The 25,778-nt window shown below is 65.3% G+C and carries 34 protein-coding genes; 21 read left to right on the top strand and 13 right to left on the bottom strand.

The window, feature by feature from the left end; translation table 11 throughout:
* The first annotated feature begins 372 nt into the window (after nt 1-372).
* From AC1DYL_RS19790 to dnaQ, 4 genes are read left to right on the top strand one after another with little or no spacing between them, the layout of a single operon-like run.
* A complete protein-coding gene (locus AC1DYL_RS19790; RefSeq protein ID WP_477174489.1) occupies nt 373-969 on the top strand; it encodes a Maf family protein in 597 nt (198 codons plus the stop codon).
* Between the two features lie 5 nt (nt 970-974).
* On the top strand, nt 975-1,796 hold the full coding sequence (locus AC1DYL_RS19785; RefSeq protein ID WP_477174488.1) for a shikimate dehydrogenase: 822 nt from the start codon (nt 975-977) through the stop codon (nt 1,794-1,796).
* A complete protein-coding gene (coaE, locus tag AC1DYL_RS19780; RefSeq protein ID WP_477174487.1) occupies nt 1,796-2,395 on the top strand; it encodes a dephospho-CoA kinase in 600 nt (199 codons plus the stop codon). The genes AC1DYL_RS19785 and coaE overlap by 1 nt, the downstream gene beginning before the upstream one ends.
* Nucleotides 2,392-3,102 (top strand): DNA polymerase III subunit epsilon, encoded by a 711-nt coding sequence (gene dnaQ, locus AC1DYL_RS19775; RefSeq protein ID WP_477174486.1) that lies wholly within the window; start codon nt 2,392-2,394, stop codon nt 3,100-3,102. Before coaE ends, dnaQ begins: the two co-directional genes overlap by 4 nt.
* Before the next feature lie 6 nt (nt 3,103-3,108).
* Here dnaQ and secB read toward each other — a convergent pair whose 3' ends face one another.
* Nucleotides 3,109-3,615, bottom strand: a complete 507-nt coding sequence (secB, locus tag AC1DYL_RS19770; protein WP_477174485.1) for a protein-export chaperone SecB — start codon at nt 3,613-3,615, stop codon at nt 3,109-3,111.
* 74 nt (nt 3,616-3,689) lie between these two features.
* Nucleotides 3,690-4,139, bottom strand: coding sequence for an FxsA family protein (locus AC1DYL_RS19765; RefSeq protein WP_477151833.1), 450 nt, complete (start codon nt 4,137-4,139; stop codon nt 3,690-3,692).
* 158 nt (nt 4,140-4,297) lie between these two features.
* Here AC1DYL_RS19765 and AC1DYL_RS19760 point away from each other — a divergent pair, with 158 nt between their 5' ends.
* From AC1DYL_RS19760 to AC1DYL_RS19735, 6 genes are all read left to right on the top strand, one after another.
* On the top strand, nt 4,298-5,014 hold the full coding sequence (locus AC1DYL_RS19760) for a Tim44/TimA family putative adaptor protein (RefSeq protein WP_477157398.1): 717 nt from the start codon (nt 4,298-4,300) through the stop codon (nt 5,012-5,014).
* A gap of 24 nt (nt 5,015-5,038) precedes the next feature.
* Nucleotides 5,039-5,617: a Smr/MutS family protein gene (locus tag AC1DYL_RS19755; RefSeq protein ID WP_477174484.1), complete on the top strand. Its 579-nt coding sequence runs from the start codon at nt 5,039-5,041 to the stop codon at nt 5,615-5,617.
* Nucleotides 5,614-5,973, top strand: coding sequence for a helix-turn-helix domain-containing protein (locus tag AC1DYL_RS19750; protein ID WP_477174483.1), 360 nt, complete (start codon nt 5,614-5,616; stop codon nt 5,971-5,973). Before AC1DYL_RS19755 ends, AC1DYL_RS19750 begins: the two co-directional genes overlap by 4 nt.
* Nucleotides 5,974-6,175: 202 nt before the next feature.
* Nucleotides 6,176-7,327 carry an FIST signal transduction protein gene (locus AC1DYL_RS19745; protein ID WP_477174482.1) on the top strand — a complete coding sequence of 384 codons (1,152 nt, stop codon included), beginning with the start codon at nt 6,176-6,178 and terminating at the stop codon, nt 7,325-7,327.
* Between the two features lies 1 nt (nt 7,328).
* Nucleotides 7,329-9,293: a putative bifunctional diguanylate cyclase/phosphodiesterase gene (locus AC1DYL_RS19740; protein ID WP_477174481.1), complete on the top strand. Its 1,965-nt coding sequence runs from the start codon at nt 7,329-7,331 to the stop codon at nt 9,291-9,293.
* Between the two features lie 109 nt (nt 9,294-9,402).
* The gene (locus AC1DYL_RS19735; RefSeq protein ID WP_477174480.1) at nt 9,403-11,145 is read left to right on the top strand and encodes an ABC transporter ATP-binding protein; all 1,743 of its coding nucleotides are present in this window, start codon (nt 9,403-9,405) and stop codon (nt 11,143-11,145) included.
* Nucleotides 11,146-11,193: 48 nt separating this feature from the next.
* On the opposite strand, the gene hslU is transcribed toward AC1DYL_RS19735, so the two are convergent.
* From hslU to hslV, 4 genes are read right to left on the bottom strand one after another with little or no spacing between them, the layout of a single operon-like run.
* A complete protein-coding gene (hslU, locus tag AC1DYL_RS19730; RefSeq protein WP_477174479.1) occupies nt 11,194-12,504 on the bottom strand; it encodes an ATP-dependent protease ATPase subunit HslU in 1,311 nt (436 codons plus the stop codon).
* Between the two features lie 6 nt (nt 12,505-12,510).
* On the bottom strand, nt 12,511-13,020 hold the full coding sequence (locus AC1DYL_RS19725; RefSeq protein ID WP_477174478.1) for an N-acetyltransferase family protein: 510 nt from the start codon (nt 13,018-13,020) through the stop codon (nt 12,511-12,513).
* Nucleotides 13,017-13,535: a GNAT family N-acetyltransferase gene (locus tag AC1DYL_RS19720; RefSeq protein WP_477174477.1), complete on the bottom strand. Its 519-nt coding sequence runs from the start codon at nt 13,533-13,535 to the stop codon at nt 13,017-13,019. Before AC1DYL_RS19720 ends, AC1DYL_RS19725 begins: the two co-directional genes overlap by 4 nt.
* Nucleotides 13,522-14,082 (bottom strand): ATP-dependent protease subunit HslV, encoded by a 561-nt coding sequence (hslV, locus tag AC1DYL_RS19715; protein ID WP_477174476.1) that lies wholly within the window; start codon nt 14,080-14,082, stop codon nt 13,522-13,524. The genes AC1DYL_RS19720 and hslV overlap by 14 nt, the downstream gene beginning before the upstream one ends.
* Before the next feature lie 194 nt (nt 14,083-14,276).
* On the opposite strand from hslV, the gene hisB reads away from it, so the two are divergent.
* Nucleotides 14,277-14,864 carry an imidazoleglycerol-phosphate dehydratase HisB gene (gene hisB, locus AC1DYL_RS19710; RefSeq protein WP_477174475.1) on the top strand — a complete coding sequence of 196 codons (588 nt, stop codon included), beginning with the start codon at nt 14,277-14,279 and terminating at the stop codon, nt 14,862-14,864.
* 3 nt (nt 14,865-14,867) lie between these two features.
* Here hisB and AC1DYL_RS19705 read toward each other — a convergent pair whose 3' ends face one another.
* A complete protein-coding gene (locus AC1DYL_RS19705; RefSeq protein ID WP_477174474.1) occupies nt 14,868-15,251 on the bottom strand; it encodes a hypothetical protein in 384 nt (127 codons plus the stop codon).
* 20 nt (nt 15,252-15,271) lie between these two features.
* Nucleotides 15,272-15,430 (bottom strand): hypothetical protein, encoded by a 159-nt coding sequence (locus AC1DYL_RS19700; RefSeq protein ID WP_477174473.1) that lies wholly within the window; start codon nt 15,428-15,430, stop codon nt 15,272-15,274.
* A gap of 123 nt (nt 15,431-15,553) precedes the next feature.
* Between AC1DYL_RS19700 and AC1DYL_RS19695 the strand changes: the two genes are divergently transcribed.
* Genes AC1DYL_RS19695 through coaA form a run of 7 tightly spaced genes read left to right on the top strand, consistent with a single transcriptional unit; the run spans nt 15,554 to nt 19,585 of the window.
* Nucleotides 15,554-15,904 carry a DUF2628 domain-containing protein gene (locus AC1DYL_RS19695; RefSeq protein ID WP_477174472.1) on the top strand — a complete coding sequence of 117 codons (351 nt, stop codon included), beginning with the start codon at nt 15,554-15,556 and terminating at the stop codon, nt 15,902-15,904.
* Nucleotides 15,901-16,551, top strand: coding sequence for an imidazole glycerol phosphate synthase subunit HisH (gene hisH, locus AC1DYL_RS19690; protein WP_477174471.1), 651 nt, complete (start codon nt 15,901-15,903; stop codon nt 16,549-16,551). Before AC1DYL_RS19695 ends, hisH begins: the two co-directional genes overlap by 4 nt.
* Nucleotides 16,548-17,282, top strand: a complete 735-nt coding sequence (gene hisA, locus AC1DYL_RS19685; protein WP_477174470.1) for a 1-(5-phosphoribosyl)-5-[(5-phosphoribosylamino)methylideneamino]imidazole-4-carboxamide isomerase — start codon at nt 16,548-16,550, stop codon at nt 17,280-17,282. Before hisH ends, hisA begins: the two co-directional genes overlap by 4 nt.
* Complete coding sequence (locus AC1DYL_RS19680; protein ID WP_477174469.1) at nt 17,282-17,506, top strand: hypothetical protein; 225 nt, start codon at nt 17,282-17,284, stop codon at nt 17,504-17,506. Before hisA ends, AC1DYL_RS19680 begins: the two co-directional genes overlap by 1 nt.
* On the top strand, nt 17,503-18,312 hold the full coding sequence (gene hisF, locus AC1DYL_RS19675) for an imidazole glycerol phosphate synthase subunit HisF (protein ID WP_477174468.1): 810 nt from the start codon (nt 17,503-17,505) through the stop codon (nt 18,310-18,312). The genes AC1DYL_RS19680 and hisF overlap by 4 nt, the downstream gene beginning before the upstream one ends.
* Entirely contained in the window at nt 18,309-18,635 is a 327-nt protein-coding gene (locus AC1DYL_RS19670) for a phosphoribosyl-ATP diphosphatase (protein ID WP_477157410.1), read from the top strand. The genes hisF and AC1DYL_RS19670 overlap by 4 nt, the downstream gene beginning before the upstream one ends.
* Nucleotides 18,635-19,585 carry a type I pantothenate kinase gene (coaA, locus tag AC1DYL_RS19665; RefSeq protein ID WP_477174467.1) on the top strand — a complete coding sequence of 317 codons (951 nt, stop codon included), beginning with the start codon at nt 18,635-18,637 and terminating at the stop codon, nt 19,583-19,585. The genes AC1DYL_RS19670 and coaA overlap by 1 nt, the downstream gene beginning before the upstream one ends.
* 125 nt (nt 19,586-19,710) lie before the next feature.
* On the opposite strand, the gene AC1DYL_RS19660 is transcribed toward coaA, so the two are convergent.
* Nucleotides 19,711-20,712, bottom strand: a complete 1,002-nt coding sequence (locus tag AC1DYL_RS19660; protein ID WP_477174466.1) for an adenosine kinase — start codon at nt 20,710-20,712, stop codon at nt 19,711-19,713.
* Between the two features lie 78 nt (nt 20,713-20,790).
* Entirely contained in the window at nt 20,791-21,390 is a 600-nt protein-coding gene (locus AC1DYL_RS19655) for a TetR/AcrR family transcriptional regulator (protein WP_477174465.1), read from the bottom strand.
* 90 nt (nt 21,391-21,480) lie between these two features.
* Here AC1DYL_RS19655 and AC1DYL_RS19650 point away from each other — a divergent pair, with 90 nt between their 5' ends.
* Entirely contained in the window at nt 21,481-21,930 is a 450-nt protein-coding gene (locus tag AC1DYL_RS19650; RefSeq protein ID WP_477174464.1) for a DUF2214 family protein, read from the top strand.
* A gap of 129 nt (nt 21,931-22,059) precedes the next feature.
* Here AC1DYL_RS19650 and nth read toward each other — a convergent pair whose 3' ends face one another.
* Nucleotides 22,060-22,743 carry an endonuclease III gene (gene nth, locus AC1DYL_RS19645; protein WP_477174463.1) on the bottom strand — a complete coding sequence of 228 codons (684 nt, stop codon included), beginning with the start codon at nt 22,741-22,743 and terminating at the stop codon, nt 22,060-22,062.
* A 30-nt stretch (nt 22,744-22,773) separates the two neighbouring features.
* Between nth and AC1DYL_RS19640 the strand changes: the two genes are divergently transcribed.
* Nucleotides 22,774-23,262, top strand: coding sequence for a DUF2244 domain-containing protein (locus AC1DYL_RS19640; RefSeq protein ID WP_477151808.1), 489 nt, complete (start codon nt 22,774-22,776; stop codon nt 23,260-23,262).
* Between the two features lie 57 nt (nt 23,263-23,319).
* Entirely contained in the window at nt 23,320-24,183 is an 864-nt protein-coding gene (locus AC1DYL_RS19635; RefSeq protein ID WP_477174462.1) for a methylated-DNA--[protein]-cysteine S-methyltransferase, read from the top strand.
* A gap of 129 nt (nt 24,184-24,312) precedes the next feature.
* Here the strand turns inward: AC1DYL_RS19635 and AC1DYL_RS19630 are convergent, their stop codons facing one another.
* Together AC1DYL_RS19630 and dapB are read right to left on the bottom strand one after the other, a co-directional pair.
* Nucleotides 24,313-24,927 carry a 2,3-bisphosphoglycerate-dependent phosphoglycerate mutase gene (locus tag AC1DYL_RS19630; RefSeq protein WP_477174461.1) on the bottom strand — a complete coding sequence of 205 codons (615 nt, stop codon included), beginning with the start codon at nt 24,925-24,927 and terminating at the stop codon, nt 24,313-24,315.
* Nucleotides 24,928-24,941: 14 nt separating this feature from the next.
* Entirely contained in the window at nt 24,942-25,748 is an 807-nt protein-coding gene (dapB, locus tag AC1DYL_RS19625) for a 4-hydroxy-tetrahydrodipicolinate reductase (protein WP_477174460.1), read from the bottom strand.
* Nucleotides 25,749-25,778 lie beyond the last annotated feature (30 nt).

Genomic DNA, 25,778 nt, shown 5'->3' with positions numbered 1-25,778 from the left:
CGGTGTTTTGCAGGAATTCACGGCTGCCCACAACGAGATAGGCGGCGACAGAAGCGCGCGGCGGTAACGCCAGCGAAGCCTGTGAATCATCGGCGGTGAAGAGAAGAGGGGTGCCTCGGGAGTCGGGCCGTTTACTAAGTCTTAACCATGTCACAATGGTTGACGATCCGTTAACGAGCCTGTTGATGGACAGGTGCTTCACGCAACCGGTTATCCCCACAACTCACCTTAACCCTTTGTTAACTGTCCCGCGGGGCCGGCCTGTTGAGCGATCTCGTCCCAGCGGGGAGAACTCGGCCGTTGCGCCGCGACGGCCGGTTGTCCACCGCCGCCGCCCTTGAGCGAATGAGGACAGTGTGGAAAACCCGGTTCATGTTGATCCTCGCCTCCCAGAGTTCTGCGCGAAAGGCCCTACTGGCGGGCACTGGGCTCCGATTCGAAGCGAGTCCAGCGCAAATCGACGAGCGAGCGCTCGAAGCCGATGTGCTGGGGAAAGGCGGCGACGCTCGATCCGTGGCGCGTCACCTGGCCGAGGCGAAGGCCATCGCGGTTTCAACGGCCCGGCAGGGGGCAGTCGTCATCGGTGCGGACCAGGTGCTGGCGCTTGATGGGGACCTTCTGCACAAGCCCGAGACCCTTGCCGTCGCGGCGAACCAGCTAGATCGGCTGGCAGGGCACACGCATTTCCTCCATGCCGGTGTCGCCCTGGCCCGCGGAGGCCGCCTGCTCTGGTCCGCGACGGACACGGCATCGCTCACCATGCGCCGCTTCGATGCGGTGGAACGCGACGCGGTCCTCGCGCTCGAAGGGCCCGGAGTGCTCGGTTCGGTCGGTGGCTATCGGCTCGAGGGCCCGTCGATCCGGCTGTTCGAGCGGATCGAGGGTGACTATTTCACCATTCTGGGGCTGCCGCTGTTGCCCTTGCTGGCCGCGCTGCGTCAGCATGCCCCTGAAACCCTCGCTCAGTGATTCACGTGAAAAAAGCCTTCGTCATCGGCCACCCGATCAAGCATTCCCGCTCGCCGCTGATCCACGGCAGCTGGATCGCCGAGCATGGCATCGATGGCAGCTATGAGGCGATCGACGTCGCCCCCGCTGAGCTCCCGGCCTTCGTCGAGCGCCTGCGCCAGGGCGAGTTCGCCGGCGGCAACGTGACCATACCCCACAAGGAGGCGGTGTTCGCCCTCTGCGACAGCGTCGACCCACTCGCGACGACGATAGGGGCGGTTAACACGTTGGTGCGGCGGTCGGACGGCCAGATTCACGGCTTTAACACCGACTACATGGGCTTTTTGGGCAACCTCGACCAGAACGCACCCGGATGGGACCAGAACCTCGAGGTTGCCCTCGTGCTCGGTGCCGGCGGGGCCGCTCGGGCCATCCTCGTTGCGCTGCAGAGCCGCAGCATACCCATCATCCTGCTCAACCGGACACGCGCCACGGCCGACCGTCTCGCCAGCGAGCTGGGGGGCGACATCACCATCGGCGCGCTCGACGAGGTCAACGAAGCAGCGCCGCTTGCTGGTCTCATTATCAACACTACCTCGGTCGGCATGCACGGCAGCCGCTTCGAGGATTTCGACCTCGGAGAGCTCCGCCCCGACACGCTCGTCACCGACATCGTTTACGTCCCGCTCGTTACGCCCTTGCTGGCCGATGCCCGCGCCCTGGGTCTCCGCACCGTCGACGGGCTCGGCATGCTGCTGCATCAGGCCGTTCCTGGTTTCGAGGCCTGGTTTGGCGTCCGCCCGGAGGTTACCCAGGCCTTGCGAGCAAAGATCGAGGCGACGCTCTGATGCTGAAGCTCGGGCTCACCGGATCGATCGCGACGGGCAAATCGACGGTGCTCAAGGCCTTCGCCGATCTCGGCATCTCGACCTTTTCGTCCGACGAGGCGGTGCATGACCTTTACCGCGGCGCGGCTGTCGCGCCGGTCGAGGCAGCTTTTCCCGGGGTCACGGTGGACGGTGTCATCGATCGCGAAAAGCTCAGTCGGCATCTGGTTGGCCATCCCGGGCGGTTGCAGCAGCTCGAGGCCATCGTGCATCCGCTGGTGCGGGCGAGGATAAGGTCGTTCCTCGCCGATGCCGAAGCTCGTGGTGAAGCGATTGCGGTGGTCGATATTCCGCTGCTGTTCGAGAACGGCGTCGATTGGGGGCTCGATGCCGTCATCGTCACCATCGTCGATGCGGCCGAGCAACGCCGGCGTGCCCTGGCTCGTCCCGGGATGACGGTGGAAAAGCTTGAGGCCATCCTTGCCCGTCAGCTAACGCAGGCTGAAAAGGTGAAACGCGCCACCTACATAATCGACACCGCCGACACCATCGAAGCGACCCGCCAATCGGTTGCCGACCTGGTGCAGAGGCTGCGTCAGGAAGCCAAAGCCCGCCAATGAGCCGCGAAATCGTCCTCGATACCGAAACCACCGGCCTGTCGCCGGTGACGGGCGACCGCATCGTCGAAATCGGCTGCGTCGAGCTGATCAACCACATCCCGACCGGCCGGCATTTCCACGTCTATCTCAATCCCGAGCGTGACGTGCCGGATGAAGCATTCCGGGTGCATGGGCTGTCGACCGAGTTCCTGCGCGACAAGCCGCTGTTCAGCGCCGAGGCCGACGCCTTCCTCGAATTCATCGGCGATGGCACGCTGGTGATCCACAATGCCCCGTTCGACATGGGCTTTCTCAACTTCGAGCTCGAAAAGCTCGGCAAGCCCAGCCTCTCCAATGAGGTGATCGACACGGTGATGGTGGCGCGCGAGCGCCATCCGGGCGCACGCGTCAGCCTCGACGCGCTCTGCAAGCATTATGGCATCGACAACTCGAAGCGCGTACTGCACGGCGCGCTGCTCGACAGCGAGATCCTCGCCGATGTCTATCTGGAGCTGATCGGCGGCCGGCAGGTGGCGCTGGCACTGGTGGCCGAGACGCATATCGAGAGCGGCATCACCGTAACGATGGTGCCGGCGCGCCAGCGGCCGGTACCGCTGCCGTCGCGGCTGACGGACATCGAATTCGCCGCCCACCTGAAGCTCGTCGGCACGCTCGGCGCCGACGCCTTGTGGAGCAATTATCCCACCGAACTCGCGGCGGCCGAGTAGGCCCGCTTAGTTCGTCGGCGTGCCCGGAGCAGCCTGCTGCGCCTGCAGGTTGCGGACGTTCTGGATGTAGAGCGCGTTGAAATCCACCGGCTCCATCATCAGCGGCGGGAAGCCGCCCAGCTGAACGATGGTGGCGAGCACATGGCGGGCGAACGGAAAGATCATTCGCGGGCACTCGACCATCAGCAGAGCCGGCAGCTGCTGCTCGGGCACGTTCCTCACCCGGAACACGCCGCCATAGACCAGCTCGACGTTGAACAGCACGGTCTTGTCGCGCTCGGCCTTGGCGTTGAGGTTGATTTCGACGGCGTAGAGATCGTCGGCCTGCTTCTTCACCCCGACATTGATGCCGACGGTGAAGTTGGGGTTCGGACCGCCCAACAGCACCGAACCGGGCGCGCCCGGGTTCTCGAAGCTCAGGTCGCGGGTGTACTGCCCGACGAGGCTGTAGCTGGGCGCCGTGCTGGCGTTCGCGGGTGCCGGCGCGGCCTCGGGCGGGGTCTGGTCAGCCATAGTCGAAAATCCTCGAGCTTTCGGTCGGCCGGGTGGCTAGCACCTTTGGCACTCAGCCACAAGCGCGGTGGCTTTCAGCGCGGCCGCCACTCGTCCGAATCGAGGTCGATCGTGCCATCGTCGACACGCCGTTGCGCAAAGCCGGGACCGGCCCCGGTGGTCGACGTGACGACCGTCACCCGGGACTTGAGAAAGGCGTAGATTGCCGAGCGCACCGGCGGGATCAGCAGCAGGATGCCGATGAGGTCGGAGAAATAGCCCGGCAACAGCAGCAGCAGTCCCGCGACCCCGACCATCATCGCGTCGGCCAATGCTCGCGCCGGCAACTGCCCTCGCCCCACCGTCGAGCGGATCTCGTTGAGCAGCGACAGTCCCTGCATGCGGATCACCAGCGAACCGATGATCGCCGTCACCACTACGCCCGCCAGCGTCGGCCACAAGCCGATGGCGTTGCCGATCACCACGAAGAACGCGATCTCGACCAGCGGCACCAGCAGAAAGATCAGGAACAATAGGCGGCCCAATGGGTAACCCTTTCGAAAGCGCTGCGTCATAAAGGCCCCGCCGGGCTCCTCAGCCAAACGTGAACTGGTTTCCGGCTGAGCGTTTCCCTATATATAGGTCACATTTTTGGCTCCGCGAGCCGGACGCCCCCTTTCCCCTGGCGCGAGTAGCACGTCCGATGGATGAATTCTTCGATATCCCCACGCTCATCGTCATTGGTCTGGCGATCGTTGTGCTGTTCCGCCTGCGTCAGGTCCTCGGCACCCGTACCGGTCGTGAGCGTTCCCCGCTGGAGCGCCAGCGTGAGGCGGCGCCGGTGAAGGCCGGCGACGACACGGTGGTGCAGATGCGCCCGCGTCCGGTTCCAGAGACCGACGAGGATCAGGCCCGCGCGGCGCGCAAGCTCGAGACCGAGATCACCCAGTTCTCGCATGGCGACGACAAGGTTGCAGCGGGCCTCAATGCGATCGCTGACGCCGACCCGAACTTCGGGCCCAAGAGCTTCATGGAAGGCGCCAAGTCCGCCTACGAGATGATCGTCACGGCGTTCGCCGCCGGGGACCGCCAGACCCTGAAGAACCTGCTCGAAAAGGACGTCTATGACGGCTTCGAGCGCGTCATCAAAGATCGCGAGGCCGCCGGCCACAAGATCGACTTCACCTTTGTCGGGCTGCCCAAGGTCGAGATTTCGGAAGCCGAAGTGGACAAGCGGGCCGCCAGCGTCACCATCCGCTTCCACGCTGAAGTGGTCTCGGCCACCCGCGACAAGGACGGCAACCTGCTCGAAGGCAATGCCGACCAGGTCACCAACATCGCCGACGAATGGACTTTTGCGCGCAACCCCAAGGCGCGCGATCCCAACTGGAAGCTCGTCGCCACCAGTCAGCTCGAATAAGAGGCCACGCTCGGGGGCGATGCGATGGCCAAGCGCCGGTCGGATGGAAAGGGCCAGCTCCCCGACTGGCACCTTTGGCTCGAGGTGTCGCAGACGGTTTCGCCGCTGCGGCCGCCGCGGTCGATCGTGAACCTCGACACCGAGCCGCTGCCGATACCTACTCCGCCGCCGCCCAAGCGCCACCGCCTGCTGCCGGCCATGCCGGCATATCAATCCGACGGCCGGCCGGCCAAGCAGCCGCGCGCCGGGATCGAACCCAACCTGAAGCAGCGGCTGCAGCGGGGGCGCGAAGAGATCGATGGGACGATCGACCTGCATGGCATGCGCCAGGTTGAGGCGCACGCAGCGCTCACCCGCTTCATCCAGGCTCGGGCAGCGCGCGGCGATCGAACCTTGCTGGTGATCACCGGCAAGGGGCTGAAGAAGCTCGGCGACGACGCAGCGGTGATCGTCGAACGCGGGGTGCTTCGCGCCATGCTGCCGGTATGGCTCAGCGCGCCAAACCTCGCGCCGCTGGTCGCGGGCTGGGATACGGCGGCGCAAGGCCATGGCGGCGATGGTGCCTTCTACGTGCGGTTACGACGGGAGCGGGATTATCGATGACTCCACTCGGGCTGAAGCTTCGCCAGATGCGTGACGAACGCGGCGTGACGCTGAAGGACATGGCCAAGGCGCTGCGCGTTTCCAGCGCCTATCTCAGCGCCCTCGAACATGGCCGCCGCGGCAAGCCGACCTTCGCGCTGATGCAAAAGATCATCGCCTATTTCAACGTCATCTGGGACGACGCCGAGGAGCTGCAGCGCCTTGCGGAGATGAGCGACCCCAGGATCACCATCGACACTGCCGGAATGCCCCCCGAGGCCACCGAACTCTCCAACCGCCTAGCCCGCGATATTGCCAAGTTGGCGCCGGAAGATCTGGCTTATCTCAGTACCGAAGTCGCCCGCCGAGTGAAGTAGGCGACGCCTATTCGGGTGCGTGTGGCCACGGTGACATTCGCGCTCTGAAAAGTGGCGCGCGGTATAGTTTACGGGCATGCTGATCGGCACTAAGTAGTTGGAGTAGCAGCCTTGGAGACAAACTAACGCAGGTCTTGCGGCGAAACGTTAAGGTTTGGTCCACACAATCGTCACCATCTGCTGGATGTTGGGAGAAGGTGGTATGCGCGCCTCGCAACTGTTCTGGGACAAGCAGTCCCAATGGTCGGAGGCAGGTGCGTCTCTCGACCGGGCTGGTCTGGTCTTCTATTTCGGCACGCGCCAGATGCTCGCCGACGGCGAGCTTTACGACAGTTTGCGATCCCGCTTTCCCGACGCGCACCTGCTGGGGTGCTCGACCGGCGGGCAACTCGCCGGCCTCGACGTCAGCGACGACACTGCCTGCGCCCTGGCACTGGACTTCGCGGCGACCGACCTGCGCGTCGCCCGCGCCGAGATAAAGGGCTCTAGCGACTCCCGCGCCACCGGCGCCGCCATCGGCGCTGCGCTCAAGGGCGACCGCCTGGCCGGCGTGTTCATCCTGTCGGACGGATTGCACGTCAATGGTAGCGCGCTGGTTGAAGGCGTCGTCAGCGAAGTCGGGCGCGACGTGCCGGTCAGCGGCGGCCTTGCCGGTGACGGCGCTGATTTTGCCCAGACCCTCGTGGGTTGTGATAGCCCTCCGGCGCCCAACACCATTGCAGCGGTTGGTTTCTACGGCGATGCCATCCGCATCGGTCACGGCAGCGCCGGCGGCTGGGATGTGTTCGGGCCGATGCGCCAGATCACCCGCTCCGACGGCAATGTGCTGTACGAGGTCGACGGCAAGCCGGCGCTCGATCTCTACAAGCTCTATCTCGGGCCGGAGGAGAGCCAGAACCTGCCCGGCTCGGCGCTGCTGTTCCCGCTGCGCATCTTCGATCCCAAACACCCCGAACGCAGCGTCGTTCGCACCATCCTTGCCGTCGATCATGAGTCGGGCTCGATGACATTTGCGGGCGACATGCCCGAGGACTGGTCGGCGCAGCTGATGCGCGGCAGCTTCAACCGGCTCTGCGCCGGTGCGGCGGAGGCGACCCAGCGCGCCGTGCTCAATGCGCATCCGGAGCCCGATGAACAGAGCGCCGCCATCTTCGTCAGCTGCATTGGCCGTCGTTTGCTGATGGGGCAGCGCATCGACGAGGAGATCGAGGCGGCAACCGCTGAGTTGGCGAAGAGCTGTGTGCCGGTCGGCTTCTATTCGTACGGCGAAATATCACCGCACGAGGTCTCCGGCTTCTGCCAGCTGCATAACCAGACGATGACGGTAACAGTACTGGCAGAGCAGGCGGCCTGATTTGCGTAAGCTGTTCGATCGGCAGCTGGAAAAATCGACGGACGCCGCCGGGCGTGTCGACCTGGCGGCGCTCGAACGGCTGGTGACGGCTGCCTACGACGACGCCGAGCTGGACCGCACGCGCACCGATCGATCGATCGAGCTCATGGTGGGTGAGCTGACGGCGTTCCAGGTCGGGCTCGAGGCCGAGATCGAGAACCGCACCGCGCAGCTGCGCCAGAGCCAGAAGAAGCTGCGCACCCAGAACACCCGCTTCCTCACGGCGCTCGAGAACATGTCGCAGGGCCTCGCCATGTTCGACAGGCAGCGCCGGCTGGTGGTCTGCAACCGGCAGTACCTCGACATCTACAACCTGCCGCGCCGGTTCGGCCGCGTCGGCACCTCGCTTGTCTCGATCCTCAGGGCCCGCATCGCCGCCGGGACCTCCGCCGGCCACGATCCGGCCGCCTATCTGCGCGAGCGGCTGATGACGGCGGCGGACGGCGTGAGTTCGACGACGACGCACCATCTCAACAATGGGCGGGTGCTGTCGGTCACCCACCGCGCCATGGGCGATGGCGGCTGGGTGACCATGCACCGTGACATCACCGAGCTGCACAACATGCAGGCCGAGCTCACGCACCAGGCCTATCACGACTCGCTCACCGAGCTGCCGAACCGCAACCTGCTCTACCAGCTGCTCGGGCAGGCCATCGATACACTGCCGACAGGCGGCAGCTTTGCGGTGCTCTGTCTCGATCTCGATGGCTTCAAGGCGATCAACGACTCGATGGGTCACGCCGCCGGCGACAAGCTGCTGAAACAGGTGGCGGCTCGCCTGCGCGAGTGTGTCGGAGACGCCGGAACCGTCGGCCGCATGGGTGGCGACGAATTCGCCGTGCTGCACCCCGACGGCACCCCCGAAAGCGCGCTGGTGCTGGCCAAGTCGATTCTCGAGGCGATCCGCCGGCCGTTCGATATCGACGATCACGCCGTGCTGGTCGGCGTGAGCATCGGCGTCGCCATGGCGCCGCGCGATGGCCAGAGCGCCGACAAATTGCTGAGGAACGGCGACCTGGCGCTCTACTCGATCAAGCGCGGACGACGCGGCGGATGCCGCTTCTTCGAGCCGGACCTGCAGCGGACGCTCAGCGAGAGCAGCCGCATCGAGCGCGACCTCCGCCGTGCCCTGGCCAACGGGGAGTTCGAACTGTTCTACCAGCCCATCCTCAACCTTGACTCGCAGACCATCGCCGGCTTCGAGGCACTGCTGCGCTGGCGCCATCCGACCGAGGGCATCATCCCGCCGGCTGAGTTCATACCGCTGGCAGAGGAACTCGGGCTGATCGTGCCGATCGGCGAATGGGTCATCCGCCAGGCCTTCGCCGAGGCGGCCAGCTGGCCGGCAAGGATGCACGTTGCCGTCAATGTGTCGTCGGTGCAGTTCGGCCGTGGCGACCTGGTCGGCGTCGTGATGGATGCGCTGCGTGCCAGCGGCCTCGCCGCCGATCGGGTGGAGATCGAGATCACCGAGACGCTGTTCCTCGAGAACAGCCAGCAGAACCTCGATACCCTGCACCGGCTGCACGCCCTCGGGCTCAAGGTGGCGCTCGATGACTTCGGCACGGGCTACTCGGCGCTGAGCTATCTGCTGGCTTTTCCGTTCGACAAGATCAAGCTCGACGGCTCGTTCGTCGGCGCGCTGGACAACCGGCAGGGCGCCCAGATCATCATGCGATCGGTCGCCGATATCGGCCAGCGCATGGGCATGGTCACCACCGCCGAAGGGGTCGAGACCCCCGAACAGCTGAAGGATGTCCAGCTCCTCGGCTACACCGAAGCACAGGGCTTCCTGATCTCGGAGCCGATGAGTCGCCAGGCGGTGCGCCAGCTGCTGCACCTTGCCTTCGACACCATGGCGGAATCGGCCGTGCAGCAGGAGCCCTCGCTCGCGGCCAAGACTGCGAGCAACGCCCGCCGGCCCTGACCGCCGCTGCCACTTCGCGGATTCACGTGGAACACACCGGCGAGTGGACAGCCTCCGGCAACCGGACTATGCGCTAGCCGATATTTGCTGACCTGTTCGGACGAGTTTCATGCTGCGCCGGTTCTTTGCCTATTACGCACCCTATAAGCACCTGTTCTTTCTCGATTTCGGCTGCGCCGTACTGGCCGGCGTTCTTGAGCTGGGCTTCCCGCTGGCGGTGAAGCTGTTCGTCGACGACTTGTTGCCGGGCCAGAACTGGGGGCTGATCGCCGGCACGGCTGCGCTGCTGCTGGCGGTGTACGCGCTCAACACCGCGCTCATCGCTATCGTCAACTATTGGGGCCATGCGCTCGGCATCTCGATCGAGACCGACATGCGCCGGCAGGCCTTCGATCACATCCAGAAGCTCAGCTTCCGTTATTTCGACAACAACAAGACCGGCCAGCTGATCACCCACGTCACCAAGGATCTCGAGGAGGTGGGCGAGGTTGCTCACCATGGCCCGGAAGACCTGTTCATCGCGGTGATGACCTTCATCGGCGCCTTCATCCTGATGTTCACGGTGCACTGGCAGCTGGCGCTGATGACCACCATCATCGTGCCGCTGATGACCTGGCTGGTGAGCCGCTACGGCTCTCGCATGACCCGCACCTGGCAGCAGCTGTTCCGCCAGGTCGGCGACTTCAACACCCGCGTGCAGGAGAGCGTCGGCGGCATCCGCGTGGTCAAGGCCTTCGCCAACGAGGACTATGAGCGCGGCCTGTTCGCCAAGAACAACGAGGGCTATCGCGCCACCAAGCTCAGCGCCTACGCCATCATGACGGCGTCGATTACGCTCAGCTATTTCAGCACCCGATTCGTGCAGCTGGTGGTGATGGTCGCCGGCACCTGGTTCGTCATCAAGGGCGACCTGAGCTATGGCGGCTTCATCGGCTTCCTGCTGCTGGTCAACGTCTTCTTCCGCCCGATCGACAAGATCACCTCGGTACTGGAGAGCTATCCCAAGGGCATCGCGGGGTTCCGCAGGTTCACCACGCTGATCGACACGGAGCCTGATACTGCAGATCGGCCTGGGGCGAAGCCGGTCGAGAGCCTCAAGGGTGACATCGTTTACAAGGATGTGAGCTTTGCCTATTCGGGCGATCCGGCGTCCAAGGACAAGGTGCTGGACGGGCTGAACCTCACGATCGCCGCGGGCGAGACCGTGGCCTTTGTCGGCCCGTCCGGCGCCGGCAAGACCACCATCTGCTCGCTGCTGCCGCGTTTCTATGATGTCACCGCCGGCGCCATCAGCATCGATGGCGTCGACATCCGCGACATGACCCAGGCCTCGTTGCGTGGCCAGATCGGCATCGTGCAGCAGGATGTATTTCTGTTCGGCTCGACCATTCGAGAGAACGTCGCCTATGGCCGCCTCGGCGCCAGCGACGAGGAGGTCATGGACGCGCTGCGCCGCGCGGCGCTGGACGAGTTCGTGCTGTCACTGCCGGACGGGCTCGATACGCCGACCGGCGAGCGTGGCGTAAAGCTGTCGGGTGGCCAGAAGCAGCGGCTCGCCATCGCGCGCATCTTCTTGAAGAACCCGCCGATCCTCATTCTCGACGAAGCGACCTCGGCGCTGGACACCGCGACCGAGTACGCCATTCAGCAGGCGCTCGCCGCACTGTCGGAGGGGCGCACGACGCTCGTCGTGGCGCACCGGCTCGCCACCATCCGCAATGCCGATCGTATCGTGGTGGTGAGCAGCGAGGGTATCGTCGAGCAGGGGACGCATGCCGAGCTGATCGGCAGGGCGGGCGCCTATGCGCGGCTGCACGGCGCACAGTTCGGCGGCACCACCGCAGCAGAATAGCAAAGGCCGGGATCGCTCCCGGCCTTCTCAATTCGTCGTTCTGTTGCCTTACAGCACGAAGCGGCTGAGGTCGGTGTCGGCGGCCATCTTGCCGATGCGGTCCTGCACATAGGCGGCGTCGATGCGGATCGTCTCGCCGGCCTTGTCCGGGGCGTCGAACGAGATGTCCTCGACCAGCCGCTCGAGGATGGTGGCGAGCCGGCGGGCGCCGATATTTTCGACCGTCGAGTTCACCTGCACTGCCGCGTCGGCGATCGCTTCGATCGCGTCCGGGGTGAAGTCGAGGGTCAGGCCCTCGGTCTTCATCAGCGCCACGTACTGCTTGATGAGGCTGGCATCGGTGTCGTTGAGGATGCCGATCAGGTCCTGCCGGGTCAACGCCTTGAGCTCGACGCGGATCGGCAGGCGGCCCTGCAGCTCGGGCAGCAGGTCCGAGGGTTTTGCGACGTGGAACGCGCCCGAGGCGATGAACAGGATGTGGTCGGTTTTCACCGGTCCGTACTTGGTGGAGACCGTGGTGCCTTCGATCAACGGCAGCAGGTCGCGCTGTACGCCCTCGCGGGAGACGCCACCACCGTAGCCGCCTTCGCGGTTCACGATCTTGTCGATCTCGTCGATGAAGGCGATGCCGTGGTTCTCGACGAGATCCACCGCTTCCTTGTTGAGCTGGTCCTGGTCGAGCAGCTTGTCGGCCTCCTCGGCGAGGAGCGGCTGATGCGCGTCCCTGACCTTGACCTTGCGCTTCACGCCGCGGCCGCCAAAAGCCTTGCCGAGCATGTCCTGGATGTTGATCACGCCGATATTGGCGCCCGGCATGCCGGGGATGTCGAAGCCGCCCGGATTGCCCGTCGGCTGCATCTCGATCTCGATTTCCTTGTCGTCGAGCTCGTTGGTGCGGAGCTTCTGGCGGAAGCTGTCGCGGGTCGACGGCGAGGCGGACGAGCCGACCAGTGCGTCGAGCACCCGCTCTTCGGCATTGTGGTGAGCCTGCGCCTGCACCTCGCCGCGCTTCTTGTCGCGCAGCAGCGAAATGCCGGCCTCGACCAGGTCGCGGATGATCTGCTCGACATCGCGGCCGACATAGCCGACTTCGGTGAACTTGGTGGCTTCGACCTTGATGAACGGCGCCTGGGCGAGCTTGGCCAGCCGGCGACTGATCTCGGTCTTGCCGACGCCGGTCGGCCCGATCATCAGGATGTTCTTGGGCGTCACCTCGGCGCGGAGGTCATCGGGCAGCTGCTGCCGGCGCCAGCGATTGCGCAGCGCCACAGCGACGGCGCGCTTCGCGTCATGCTGGCCGACAATGTAGCGATCGAGCTCGGCAACGATCTCGCGCGGGGAGAAATTGGTGTCACTCATAATCCGTCACTTTCCGCTGCCCTCATCGAGGCGCAGCACCATGAGATAGTCATCGTAGAAGACGCCATCGACCTTCAGGCCGCGCGAGTCTTCGCCGTATGTCACAAAGCCGTGCCGCTCGTAGAGCCGGCGGGCCGTTGGGTTGTCCTGCGTCACCGCGAGGTGCAGCTGCAGGACGTGGTTGCGGGCTTCCGCGATCACCGCGGCGATCAACAGGTCCGCGCCGCCTTTGCCCCGTGAGCCGGGGCTGAGATAGACGCCAACCAGGTGGCCGCGATGCGCCGACTTCAGCATCGCCTCGCGATAGAAGCCGGCAGTGCCGACCAGCGCCTCCGCATCGAACAGGCCGAACACGAAGCCCTTGTCGAGGCGGTCGACCCAGGCCGAAGCCGGCTTGTCGATCTCCTCCGCGAGGCTCGAGCCGAACGAGGCGGGCGAGTTCTGCAGCCCTTCGATCCGGAGCGACCGGTAGGCTTCGGCGTCTGCGGCGGCGAGCCGGCGGGTGGTCCAGCTCACGCGAAATCTCCGTCGGCGTTCCGCGCCATCATCAGCGCCGGGCCATATTCCGAGTGCCGCGTATCGAAGCTCTCGAACCCGGCTTTCTCGTATGCCCGGACCGCCGCCGCATTGGCCGGATCGGGATCGATGATCACCCGGATGGCGCCTTCCTCGAACAGTAGCTCGACGAACGCCTCGATCAGCCGCGGGCCGTGGCCTTTGCCGATCAGTTCGGGCACCCCGATGAACTGGTCGATCCCCAGGGTGCCGGTCGGCTGGTCCTGGTACGGGTGCCCGTCCTCGAGGTGCGGATCGTAGCTCTGGATGTAGCCGATCGGCTTGCCGTTGAGCTCGACGATGAACGGCTCCACCGAGATGCTGTCGATGTGACCCTCGATCGACTTCAGCGCTTCATCCACGCTGTCGTCCCACCATTTCGCCACGTGCGGCTCCGCCAGCCAGCGCGCCAGCAGCGGCAGGTCAGTTTTCGTCACGGGCCGGAAGCCGTAGTGGTGGGCGTCAGACGGTTTCAATCGTTTCGACCGTGACGTTCTCGTTGGTGTAGATGCAGACCTCGGCCGCGATCTTCATCGCCTTGCGCGCGATCTCCTCGGCATCGAGTTCGGTGTTCTCGCTCAGCGCCAGCGCAGCCGAATAGGCGTAGTTGCCACCGGAACCGATGGCGATCGTATTGTGGTCGGGGGTCAGCACGTCGCCGGTGCCGGTGAGCACCAGGGTCACGTCCTTGTCGGCGACGATCATCATGGCTTCCAACCGGCGCAGGTAGCGGTCAGTACGCCAGTCCTTGGCGAGCTCGACCGAGGCGCGCATCAGCTGGTCCGGGTACTGGATCAGCTTGGCCTCGAGCCGCTCGAACAGGGTGAAGGCGTCGGCGGTAGCGCCGGCGAAGCCGCCGATCACCTTGCCGTCGGCAAGGCGCCGGACCTTCTTGGCGGAATGCTTCATCACGGTGTTGCCGACCGAGACCTGTCCGTCACCGGCGACCACCACCTTGTTGCCCTTGCGCACCGCGACGATGGTCGTGCCGTGCCAGCCGGGGAACTCGTTGTCCTTCGACATGTTGGGAAATACTCCAGAACTGTTGGTCCCTATTTAGGCACGGGTCGGGGGAATGCAAACCTGGCTAGCCGGTTGGGTAGTTTCGCGGAGGTTACCTGGGTCACACCTCTCACGAGGAGCCGCCCCGCTTTCACCGCATCTTCACCCCTCTGGCGCTATCTGCTACAGCCGCCGCGCTAACAGGGACTGCCGCCATGCGCACCGCCGAGATCACCCGCAAGACCAATGAGACCGACATCAAGGTGTCGGTGAACCTCGACGGCGCCGGCAAGCACGATATGCAGACCGGCATCGGCTTTCTCGATCACATGCTGGACCAGCTGTCGAAGCACTCGCTGATCGACATGAGCGTCGTCGCCAAGGGCGACCTGCACATCGATTTCCACCACACCGCGGAAGACGTTGGCATCGCACTCGGTGAAGCCGTGAAGCAGGCGCTGGGCAACAAGCGCGGCATCCGCCGCTATGCCTCGTCCGACCTGCCGATGGATGGCACGCTCACCCGCGTTGCGCTCGATGTCTCGGGCCGGCCGTTCCTCGTCTGGAAGGTCGAGTTCACCCGCGACAAGGTGGGCGAGATGGATACCGAGCTGTTCCGCGAGTGGTTCCAGGCCTTCGCCATGAATGCCGGCATCACGCTGCACGTCGAGACCTTTTACGGCGACAACAACCACCATATCGCCGAGAGCGCCTTCAAGGCGCTTGCCCGGGCGCTGCGCTCGGCCGTCGAGATCGACCCGCGCGCCGCCGATGCGATCCCTTCGACCAAGGGTACGCTCTAGCGCTTAGCCCTTCGGCCGACCCTCGTCGTCCGTCTCCATCCCGAGCAGCGGCATCACCTCCACCGCGTGGCAGGGAAAGATCGTCATGTGCGGGTGGCCCTCGAACATTTGCGCCGCCGCCTCCAGCGACGGCGCCCGAACTACCACGAAGACCGTTAGCTCGTTGACAGCGTCGGCCACGCCGTCGTCGGAGACGCGCTTGGTTTTGCCCAGCGGTCCGCCCTGGTAGACGATCGAATCCTTGTGCTCTGCGTCCCAGGCTTCGAGCGCCGGCAGGCCGATCGCGTCCTTGGCTCTCCGTTCCTCCTCGGAGAGCGCGTACCAGGCCTGCCACTTCGGCCCGGCCTTGTCGCTGTAGAACACCGCGAGGTATTTGCCGTCGGCCATCTTGCGCGTCCCGGCGAGGCTCAGCTGAAGCCGTGCGTGACGCCCGCGCCGATGAGGACCGCGGTGAAGACCGCCATCAGCACGAGCAGCCCGACGGCGAGCCAGCCGATGAAGATGCCCTGGCTGGGCTTGGAACCCATGGTTCCGTCGCCATGCGGATCGGGTGAATCGTGCGTCATGGAGCTCTCCTCGAAGCCTGTTGAACGAACGGCATGGCAGGCGGTCGGTTCCCTCATCTTCCAACCGCGCGGGTTTTGCTCTAAGGCGAACCCGCAACCACGCCGATCCACACGAGGATAACCGTGACCCTCTATTCCGTCTACGAGCGCCCGAACGATGCGCCCACTGCGGTGGCCGATCGCTTCTCCTGGTCCGCAGCCCTGCTGCCGCCGGTGCATGCGCTCGTCCACGGGCTCTGGCTGCTGCTCACGGTTTGGGTGGTCGGCACCGTGGCGATCATCGCTTCGAGCGTGGTGATCGGTGGTGAAGCGGCATTCTGGATCTACGCGCTGTTCGCCACCCTGATCGGTTTTGAGGCTTCGAGCTTCCGCCGGGTGAAGACCGGCAAGCGCGGCGGCCTTTATCGCACCGAAATCATCGCCGACGGTGAAGATCTGGCGCTGGTCGACTACCTGAAGCGGCCGACCCGATGAGCACCGTCACCATTATCGACTACGGCTCGGGCAACCTCCGCTCGGCCGCCAAGGCCTTCGAGCGCGCCGCCCGCGAAACCGGGACCGCCGACGAGATCCTTGTCACCGACGACGTCGAGGTTGTGCGCCGCGCCGACCGGATCGTCCTGCCCGGCGTCGGCGCCTTCGCCGATTGCCGCGCCGGGCTCGATGCCGTCACCGGCATGGTCGAGGTGTTGGAAGAGCGGGTGATCGGGGGCGGTGTGCCGTTCCTCGGCATCTGCGTCGGTATGCAGCTGATGGCCACCGAAGGCCGCGAGAAGGCGATCACCAAGGGGCTCGGCTGGATCCCCGGCGCTGTCGTGCGGCTCGAGCCGAAAGGCGACCTCAAGGTCCCGCACATGGGGTGGAACACGCTGACCATCCGGCAGCCCCACCCGCTGCTATCGGGCATCCCCGACGGACCGGATGGGCTGCACGCCTATTTCGTCCACTCCTATCACCTGGCGGTGGACCGCCCCGAGACGTTGATCGCCACGGCTGACTACGGCCAGGAGGTCACCGCCATCGTCGGGCGCGACAACATGCTGGGCACCCAGTTCCACCCCGAAAAGAGCCAGAGCCTCGGCCTGACCCTGATCGGCAACTTCCTGAGGTGGAAGCCATGATCCTGTTCCCAGCGATCGACCTGAAGGACGGCCAGTGCGTTCGCCTGAAGCTTGGCGACATGGAACAGGCGACGGTGTTCAACGACAATCCTGCGGCGCAGGCGAAGTCGTTCGAGGACCAGGGCTTTGAGTACCTGCACGTCGTCGACCTCAACGGCGCGTTCGCCGGCAAGAGCGTCAACGGCGATGCGGTGCAGGCCATTCTCGACACCGTGAGCTTCCCGGTGCAGCTGGGCGGCGGTATTCGCACCATCGCGCATATCGAGGAGTGGCTCGGCCGCGGGCTTGCCCGCGTCATCCTCGGCACCATCGCGGTGCGCGATTCGGCGCTGGTGCGCGAAGCAGCGCGGTTGTTCCCCGGCCAGGTAGCGGTCGGCATCGATGCGCGCGGCGGCAAGGTGGCGGTGGAGGGCTGGGCGGAGACGTCGGAACTCACCGCGATCGAACTCGGGCAGCGCTTCGAGGGCGCTGGGGTCGCCGCGATCATCTACACCGACATCGACCGCGACGGCATCCTCAAGGGCATCAACTGGCCCTCGACGCTGGAGCTGGCGGAAGCCGTGTCGATCCCGGTGATCGCCTCGGGCGGCCTCGCCTCGATGGACGATATCCGCACTATGACCGAGCCCCGCTACCAGATCCTCGAAGGCGCCATTTCCGGCCGCGCGCTATATGACGGGCGTATTGATTCACGTGAAGCAATAGCGCTGCTGAAGCAGCGGGCCGCCTGATGGCTGAGCTCAAGAACAAGCCGGTACTGGTCGAGCGGGTGCGCCTCTGGTGGTATCCGCTGGCGCTGGTGCCCATATTGGCGCTGTTCTACGCCGGCTTCTCCGGCATCCTGCCTACGCTGTTCGGCCTTGCTGGACTGTTCGCATTCTTTTTCTGGGTGTTCTCCTTCGGCTTTGCGATCCACGCCCGGCTGAAGCGCCCGCCCTCGGATCCGCGCCAATGAGCCTCAAGACCCGCATCATTCCCTGCCTCGACGTGAAGGACGGCCGCGTCGTGAAAGGCGTGCAGTTCGTCGATCTGGTGGATGCCGGTGACCCGGTAGAAGCCGCCATCGCCTATGACGCCGCCGGCGCCGACGAGCTCTGCTTCCTCGACATCACTGCCAGCTCCGACAACCGCGAGACTATCTTCGACGTGGTGGCGCGTACCGCCGAGCATTGCTTCATGCCGGTGACGGTGGGTGGCGGGGTCAGGAAGATCGAGGACATCCGGAGGCTCCTCCTGGCAGGCGCCGACAAGGTGGCGATCAACACCTCGGCGGTGAACGATCCCGACTTCGTCGCCCGGGCCGCCGACAAGTTCGGCGACCAGTGCATCGTCGTCTCGGTTGATGCCCGCCAGCGCCAGGTTCGCGCCCCCGGCCAGCACAACATGGACGAGTGGGAAGTCTTCACCCATGGCGGCCGTAACGCCACCGGGCTCGACGCTGTCGAGTTCGCCGCACGCATGGTCGAGCGCGGCGCGGGGGAACTGCTCGTCACCTCGATGGATCGCGATGGCACCAAGTCCGGGTTCGACCTGAAGCTCACCCGCGCCATCGCCGATGCGGTGCATGTGCCGGTTATCGCCTCGGGCGGCGTCGGCTCGCTCGACGACCTGGTGGATGGGGTGAAGGAGGGGCACGCTTCGGCGGTGCTCGCCGCCTCGATCTTCCACTTCGGCACCTACACGGTGGGCGAAGCCAAGGACTACATGGAGCGCCACGGCATCGCCATGCGCCACGACCTCAATCCGGGAGCCACGAAATGAGCTTCACACTCGAAGCGCTGGACCAGCGCATCGCCGCCCGCGCCGGCGCCTCGCCGGAGGAGAGCTACACCGCAAAACTCCTCGCTGGCGGCGTCGAGCGCTGCGCCAAGAAGTTCGGCGAGGAAGCGGCCGAAATCATCATCGCCTCTGTGACCAAGGACAAGAAGGGCACCGAGGGCGAAGCGTCCGACGTGATCTATCACCTCCTGGTGCTGCTCCGGGCCGCCGGCGTACCGCTCGCCGACGTGATGGCGCAGCTCGAGCGCCGCACGGCGCAATCGGGCCTCGAGGAGAAGGCGTCGCGCGGGAAGGCCCAAAGCTAATGGGGGTCAAGAAGCTCGAGCTCGCGCCCTACCACTATTTCACCAAGGCCGAGTGGAGCGGCTTCCGTGCCGATGAGCCGATGACGCTCGACGCCGATGACGTGAAGCGCCTGCGGGCTCTCACCGACCCGATCTCGTTCATCGAGGCCGAGGAGATCTACCTGCCGCTGAGCCGGCTGATCTCGCTCTATGTCGAGGCGACGCAGGAACTGCACCGCGCCTCTACGAAATTCCTCGGCGCCGATGGCCGGAAGGTGCCGTACATCATAGGTGTCGCCGGTTCCGTGGCGGTGGGAAAGTCCACGACCTCCCGCATCCTGAAGGCGCTGCTCAGCCGCTGGCCGAGCTCCCCCAAGGTCGACCTCGTCACCACCGACGGGTTCTTGTATTCGAACAAGCAGCTGGACGAACTGAAGCTAGCCGAACGTAAGGGCTTTCCCGAGAGCTACGACCGCGGCGCGCTGATCCGGTTCCTCTCGGACATCAAGTCCGGCAAGCCCGACGTGAAGGTGCCGGTCTACTCGCACCTGGTCTACGACGTCATCGATGGCGAGTTCATCACCATCGACCGGCCCGACATCCTGATCGTCGAGGGGCTCAACATCCTGCAGCCGGGCGAAATGCCGAAGTCCGGCAAGCCGATCCTCTTCGCCTCGGACTTCCTCGATTTCTCGATCTTCATCGATGCCGACGAGAACGACCTGACCACCTGGTTCATGGAACGCTTCCGGCGCCTGCGCGAAACCGCCTTCGCCGACCCCAAGAGCTTCTTCCACCGCTTCACCAAGATGAGCACGGAGGAAGCCGAGGCATTCGGCATGTGGGCATGGAAAGAGATCAATCTGCCGAACCTACGCGACAACATTCAGCCGACGCGGAGCCGGGCAGATTTGGTGCTGACCAAAGGGCCGAGCCACGCGATTGAGCGGGTGGCGCTGCGGAAGGTCTAGTGTGCTTGGCTGCCCCTCACCCTAACCCTCTCCCCAGAGGGGCGAGGGGACGCACTTTGCACCGACATTGCCACATCGCCGTCGCCCCTCTGGGGGGAGGGTCGGGGTGAGGGGCGCCCCACGCACTAAATCTCGATGCCCTTTTCGGCCGCCAGCGCCTGCAAATCCGCTACCGGGCGCGCGCCGATATGCGAGATCACTTCACTCGCGGCGAGGCATCCCGCCTGCAGCGCGGTGCGGTAGTCGCGCTCGCGGGCGATGGCCAGCAGAAACCCCGAGGCGAAGAGGTCGCCGGCGCCGGTGACGTCGACCACTTCGGGCACGGCATATGCCGGCACGGTGATGATCTCGCCCTCGTGCACCACCATGGCGCCGTCGGCGCCCATGGTGATGGCGGCGAGCTCGGCGTCCTTGGCGATGGCCTGTACGGCGCCGTGGAAGTCGGTCTGGTACAGCGACTTCAGCTCTTCGATATTGCCGAAGACGATGTCCATGGTCTTGGACCGGATCAGGTCGAGAAACTCGTCGCGGTAGCGGTTGACGCAGAACGGGTCCGACAGCGTGAACGAGGCGGCCCGCTCATGCTTGTGGGCGTAGTGGGCGGCCATCACGAAGGCTTTCTTCGCCTCAGTCGGGTCCCAGAGGAAGCCCTCCATATAGGTCACCGTGGCGGCGCCGATCTCGTCTTCCTTGATGTCGGCGGTGGTGAGCTGGTGGCAGGCGCCGAGGTAGGTGTTCATGGTCCGCTCGCCGTCCGACGAGAGGAGGATCATCGAACGGGCCGTCGCGGGACCATCCTTCAGACGCGAGACACCGTAGTGCACGCCGATCCGTGCGAGGTCGTCGGCGAACACGTCGCCAAGCGGATCGTCTGCGACCTTGCCCACGAACGAGGCCTTGCCGCCCAGCGAGGCGACGCCGGCTGCCGTGTTGGCGGAGCTGCCGCCCGAGATTTGCCGCTTGTGGTCTGGCATCCGGTCGTAGAGGTAGGCCGAACGGTCGGCATCGACCAGGTGCATGATGCCTTCCGACAGGCCCTCACGTTCGAGGAAGCCGGGATCGATGGGCGCAATGACGTCGACGATGGCGTTGCCGATGGTGAGAACGTCGAACCGGGTCTCGGCCATCGGCGATCCTTCAATGAATGGTGCGAAAAAGAACCGCGCCGGAAATAGAGGAGATTGCGCTCTGGCGCAACGCCAACCTCAGGCCGGGCGCGGCTTTCCGAAGCGCAGCGCGTGCCGGCGGGTCAACGCCTTGACCAGCGGCTCGGCATTGGCAGCGGAGACGCCGAGTAATTGCTCATCGAGCAGGAGCATCGAGAGCCCATGGACAAAGGCCCAGGCGCTGATCGCTGCCTCCCCCGGGGCCTCTGGATCTTCCTTCGCCGCAGCAACTGCGAGGCTCTCGTAGGCCGCGTCGGCTGCGCGCCGCAAATCCTTGTCCTCGAACTTGCCCAGTTCTGACGAGAACATCAGCTTGTAGAGCCGCGGGTAGCGTAGCGCGAACTGCACGTAGGCTTCAGCCATCGCCCCGAACTGCTCGTCTTGCGGCAAGCCGGCCTTTGCCGCCTCCACCGCATCGAGGAAGAGTGCGAACCCCGCCGCGGCGACTGCTTGGATCAATGCCTGCTTGTCGCGGAAATGCCGGTACGGCGCTGCCGCGGAGACGCCGACCCGCCGCGCCAGCTCGCGCATGCCCAAGGCTTCCGTGCCGCCTTCCAGCAGCAGCTCCAGTGCCGCTTCGACCAGCGCCCGGCGCAGGTCGCCATGATGATAGCGGTCGGAACCCTCAGATGTTGACATTGCTCACATGTGGGCTTACTTCGATGCGAACAGTGTTAACATGCTGCCTCGCACAGGTCGAGGCGCATCTCTTCGAACCGGAGCGACATGATGACCGACCTGATCCTCGCCATTGCCCACCACCTCGCGGTGTTCACCCTGGTGGCGATCTTCGCCGCCGAACTCGCCCTGCTGCGACCCGGCATCGAGGGCAAGCGCCTCGGCCAACTCGGGGCGCTGGATGGCGCTTATGGGGCGATGGCCGGGCTGGTGATCGTCGTCGGCATCATCCGGGTGATCTTCGGCGCGGCCGGTTGGGAGTACTATGTCGGCAACTGGGTGTTCTGGGCCAAGATGATCGCCTTCCTCGGCGTGGGGTTGGCTTCGATCCCGCCGACGATCGCGATTGCTCGTTGGCGGAAGACTGCGAAGGCGGACACGGGTTTCGCCCCGGCAGCGCCGGAGGTTTCGGCGGCGCGGCGGTTTCTGTATGTGCAGGCGGCGCTGCTGGTGTCCATCCCCAGCTTCGCCGCGGCTATGGCACGCGGCTATGGAGCGTAGACCCCTCATCCGGCCTATCGGCCACCTTCTCCCCGACGGGGAGAAGAATTCCGGACCTTCGAGGGCCGCCTCTATTCCTCTCCTCGTCGGGGAGAGGGCGGACCGGCAAAGCCGGGACGGGTGAGGGTTCTAAGTGCCCTTCGGCGCTGGTGTCTTCGGTTCGAACTTGCACCATTCGCTGATGATGCAGCGCCAGCAATCGGGTTTGCGTGCCTTGCAGATGTAGCGGCCGTGGAGGATTAGCCAGTGGTGGGCGTGCAGCAGGTAGGGGTCCGGCACCACCTTGAGCAGCCCGGTCTCCACCGCCAGCGGGTTGTCGCCCGGCGCCAGTCCGGTGCGGTTGGCGACGCGGAACAGGTGGGTGTCCACCGCGATCGTCGGCTGCTTGAAGGCAATGTTGAGCACCACGTTCGCGGTCTTCCGCCCGACCCCCGGGAGCGTCTCCAGTGCTTCGCGATCCTCCGGCACTTTTGAGTCGAACTTTTCGATCAGCTGCTGGCTCAGCGCGAAGACATTCTTTGCCTTGTTGCGAAAGAGGCCAATGGTCTTGATCTTGTCCTCGATCTCGGCGACGCCGAGCCCGACCATCTTCTCGGGCGTATCGGCCAGCTGGAACAACAGCTTGGTCGCCTTGTTCACGCCGGCGTCGGTCGCCTGGGCCGAAAGCACCACCGCCACCAGCAGCGTGAACGGGTTGACGTAGTCGAGTTCGCCCTTCGGTTCGGGCTCCGCCGCCGCAAAAGCGCCGAAAATGGCTTCGACATCTGACGTTGGTAGGCCCTTTGGCAGTCGCTTCACTTTTTGCTGCGCCATTTCCGTCATCCCGATTCTGAGGCTATACTGATGCCCAAGATGACGACCCAAACGCAAGCGAGGCCGCTATTCGCGGCAAAGCTGACGCCCCATCGATCGCTGGGACGCAAGGGTGTTCGCGTCGTCGTGGTGCTCTTTGCGGTGCTGGCCACCATTCCCGGCATGGTCTTCTTTTCGATGGGCGCCTGGCCGATCGTCGGCTTTCTCGGCCTCGACATTGCGTTGATCTGGTGGGCGCTCAGCGCCTCGCAGCGCGATGGGAAGCGTTACGAGGAAGTGACGCTGTGGCCCGATCAGCTTGAGCTGAAGCAGGTCGACGGCACTGGCAAGGAAACCCTCAGCCGGTTCAACCCCTATTTCGTCAAGCTGGTGGTTGACCGCGATTTCAACGAGCGCACCGTAGCGCTGCATCTGAGGACCCGCGACCGCGACGTCGCGCTCGGCCAGTTCCTCAACCAGGACGAAAAGTCGAGCTTCGCCAAGGCTTTCGGCACGGCGCTGAAGCGCGCGCGGGTCTAGGCACAAGAGCGTCAAAACCGGGTCGCAACCGGCGGCGCGCGCGCCTATGTTCCGGCCATGAGCAAGCACCAGACCATCATCGCCAACTCGGACTACGAGACCGTCCAGGCCGCGATCGCTTATCTCAGCGAGACGCTGCCCGACGAAACTGACCTGCCGCGTTTTGCCCGTGCCCTCGGGCTGACCGAGCGGCAGCTCACCGACCTGTTCCGCCGCTGGTGCGGGCTGAGCCCCAAGAGCTTCGCCCAGGCCGTGGCGCTCAATCACGCGAAAAAGTTGCTGGCCGACCAGCAGAGCGTGCTCGACACCACCTATGAGGTGGGCCTGTCGTCGACCTCGCGCCTGCACGACCTGTTCGTCACCCACGAGGCCATGCCGCCCGGCGCCTTCCGGGCGAAGGGCGAGGGCCTCGAGATGATCTGGGGCGCCGCCCCGTCGCCGTTCGGCACCGCGGTGCTGACCATGACGGAATACGGGCTGAGCGGTATCGGCTTTGCCGACGAGAACATGTCGATCGAGGAAGCCTTCGAGGATCTGGCCAACCGCTGGCCCAACGCCCGCTATCGCCGCGACGACAAGGCTGTCGCCCCGGTGGCCGGCCGGGTGTTCGATCCGAGCCGCTGGAACCCGGAAGAGCCGGTCCGCGTCGTGCTGATCGGCACCGATTTCGAGGTGCAGGTGTGGGAAACGCTGCTACGCATCCCGGTGGGGAAGGCGACGACCTATCAACGGGTCGCCAACCACATCGGTCGGCCCACGGCGGCACGGGCGGTGGGGGCCGCGGTGGGAAAGAACCCGATCAGCTTCGTGGTGCCGTGTCACCGCGTGGTGGGGACGAGCGGCGCGCTGACCGGCTACCACTGGGGCGTGCCGCGGAAGCGGGCGATCCTGGGCTGGGAGTCGGGGGTTGTGGGGGCGTAGCTGGTGCCCAACCACCGCCGTCATTCCCGCGAAGGCGGGAACCCAGTGCTATCCATCAGCGCAATTGGACCTTGAAGCATCCCACTGGGTCCCCGCCTTCGCGGGGATGACCCCCGCGGAAACGGAAGCCTAGACCGCCACCTTCTCCGCCAGTTTCCCGTCCGCGCCGATCCGATAGACCACCGGCTCGCCCGTCGCCAGTTCCCGCTTCAGGATCTGCTCGGGCGTCAGCTCCTCGATCGCCATGACGATCGAGCGCAGCGAATTGCCGTGGGCGGCGACCAGCACGGTCTTGCTGGCCTTCAGCAGCGGTGCGATGCGGGCGTCGTAATAGGGCAGGGTGCGGGCCGCGGTTTCCTTGAGGCTTTCGCCGCCGGGCGGGGGGACGTCGTATGAGCGGCGCCAGATGTGCACCTGCTCCTCGCCCCACTTGGCCCGCGCGTCGTCCTTGTTCAGTCCGTTCAGGTCGCCGTAGTCACGCTCGTTGAGGAGCTTCGAGCGGTTGATCGTCACCTCGGTGACGCCGGTCTCCTCGAGGATCAGGTCGAGCGTGTGTTGGGCGCGCTTCAGCGCCGAGGTGAAGTAGCTGTCCGGCACGTAACCGGCGGCCTTCAGGCGCTTTCCGGCGCTGCGGGCTTCCTCGATCCCCTTCTCGGTGAGATCAGGGTTGCGCCAGCCGGTGAACAGGTTCTTCAGGTTCCATTCGCTCTGGCCGTGGCGAACGAGGATCAGCGTTCCAGTCATCGTCAAAACCCTTGTCAGTTGAAGCCGAGCACGTCGGCCATGTTGTAAAAGCCCGGCTTCTGGCTGCGGGCCCAGAGCGCGGCGCGCACTGCACCGTCGGCGAACAGCGCCCGGTTGTCGGCGATGTGGTTGAGTTCGATCCGCTCGCTGGGACCAGCGAGGATCACCCGGTGCTCGCCGATGACATTGCCGCCGCGCAGCGTCGCAAAGCCGATGCTGCCTTCCTCGCGCGGCCCGGTATGGCCGTCCCGCACGCGGACCGAGTGCGTCTTGAGATCGAGATTGCGGCCACGCGCGGCGGCTTCGCCGAGCATCAAGGCGGTGCCAGAGGGGGCGTCGACCTTCTTGTTGTGGTGCATTTCGAGGATTTCGATGTCGAAGCCCGGCAGCGCCGCCGCCGCCTGCTTTACGAGACCCATGAGCAGGTTCACGCCGAGCGAGAAGTTGCCGGCCTTGACGATGCGGGCGCTCGACGCCGCCTCGCGGATCGCCGCATCGTCCGCCTCGCTGCAGCCGGTGGTGCCGATGACGTGGACGAGCCCGCGCTTCGCCGCTTCCTTCGCCAGCGCCACGGAGTTCGCCGGGGCGGTAAAATCGATGATCGCGTCCGCACCATCCAACGCGGCTGCAGGGTCGTCGACGACGGTGACGCCCAGCGCCTCGATGCCGGCCAGCTCGCCCGCATCTTTGCCGATCACCGGCGCGCCGGCTCGATCGAAGGCCGAAACCACGGTGATGCCGGGTGTCGCGGCGATGGCGCGGATATTGGCCGCGCCCATCTTGCCGCCCGCTCCGGCGATGGCGACCTTGAGGTCAGACATGCTTGCTCCTACGGAACTCGTGCCGTCGCC

This window comes from Devosia sp. P1_H9, assembly GCF_056405135.1.
Note: the sequence above shows the minus strand (reverse complement) of the source record. Positions and strands in the feature narration are given on the sequence as shown.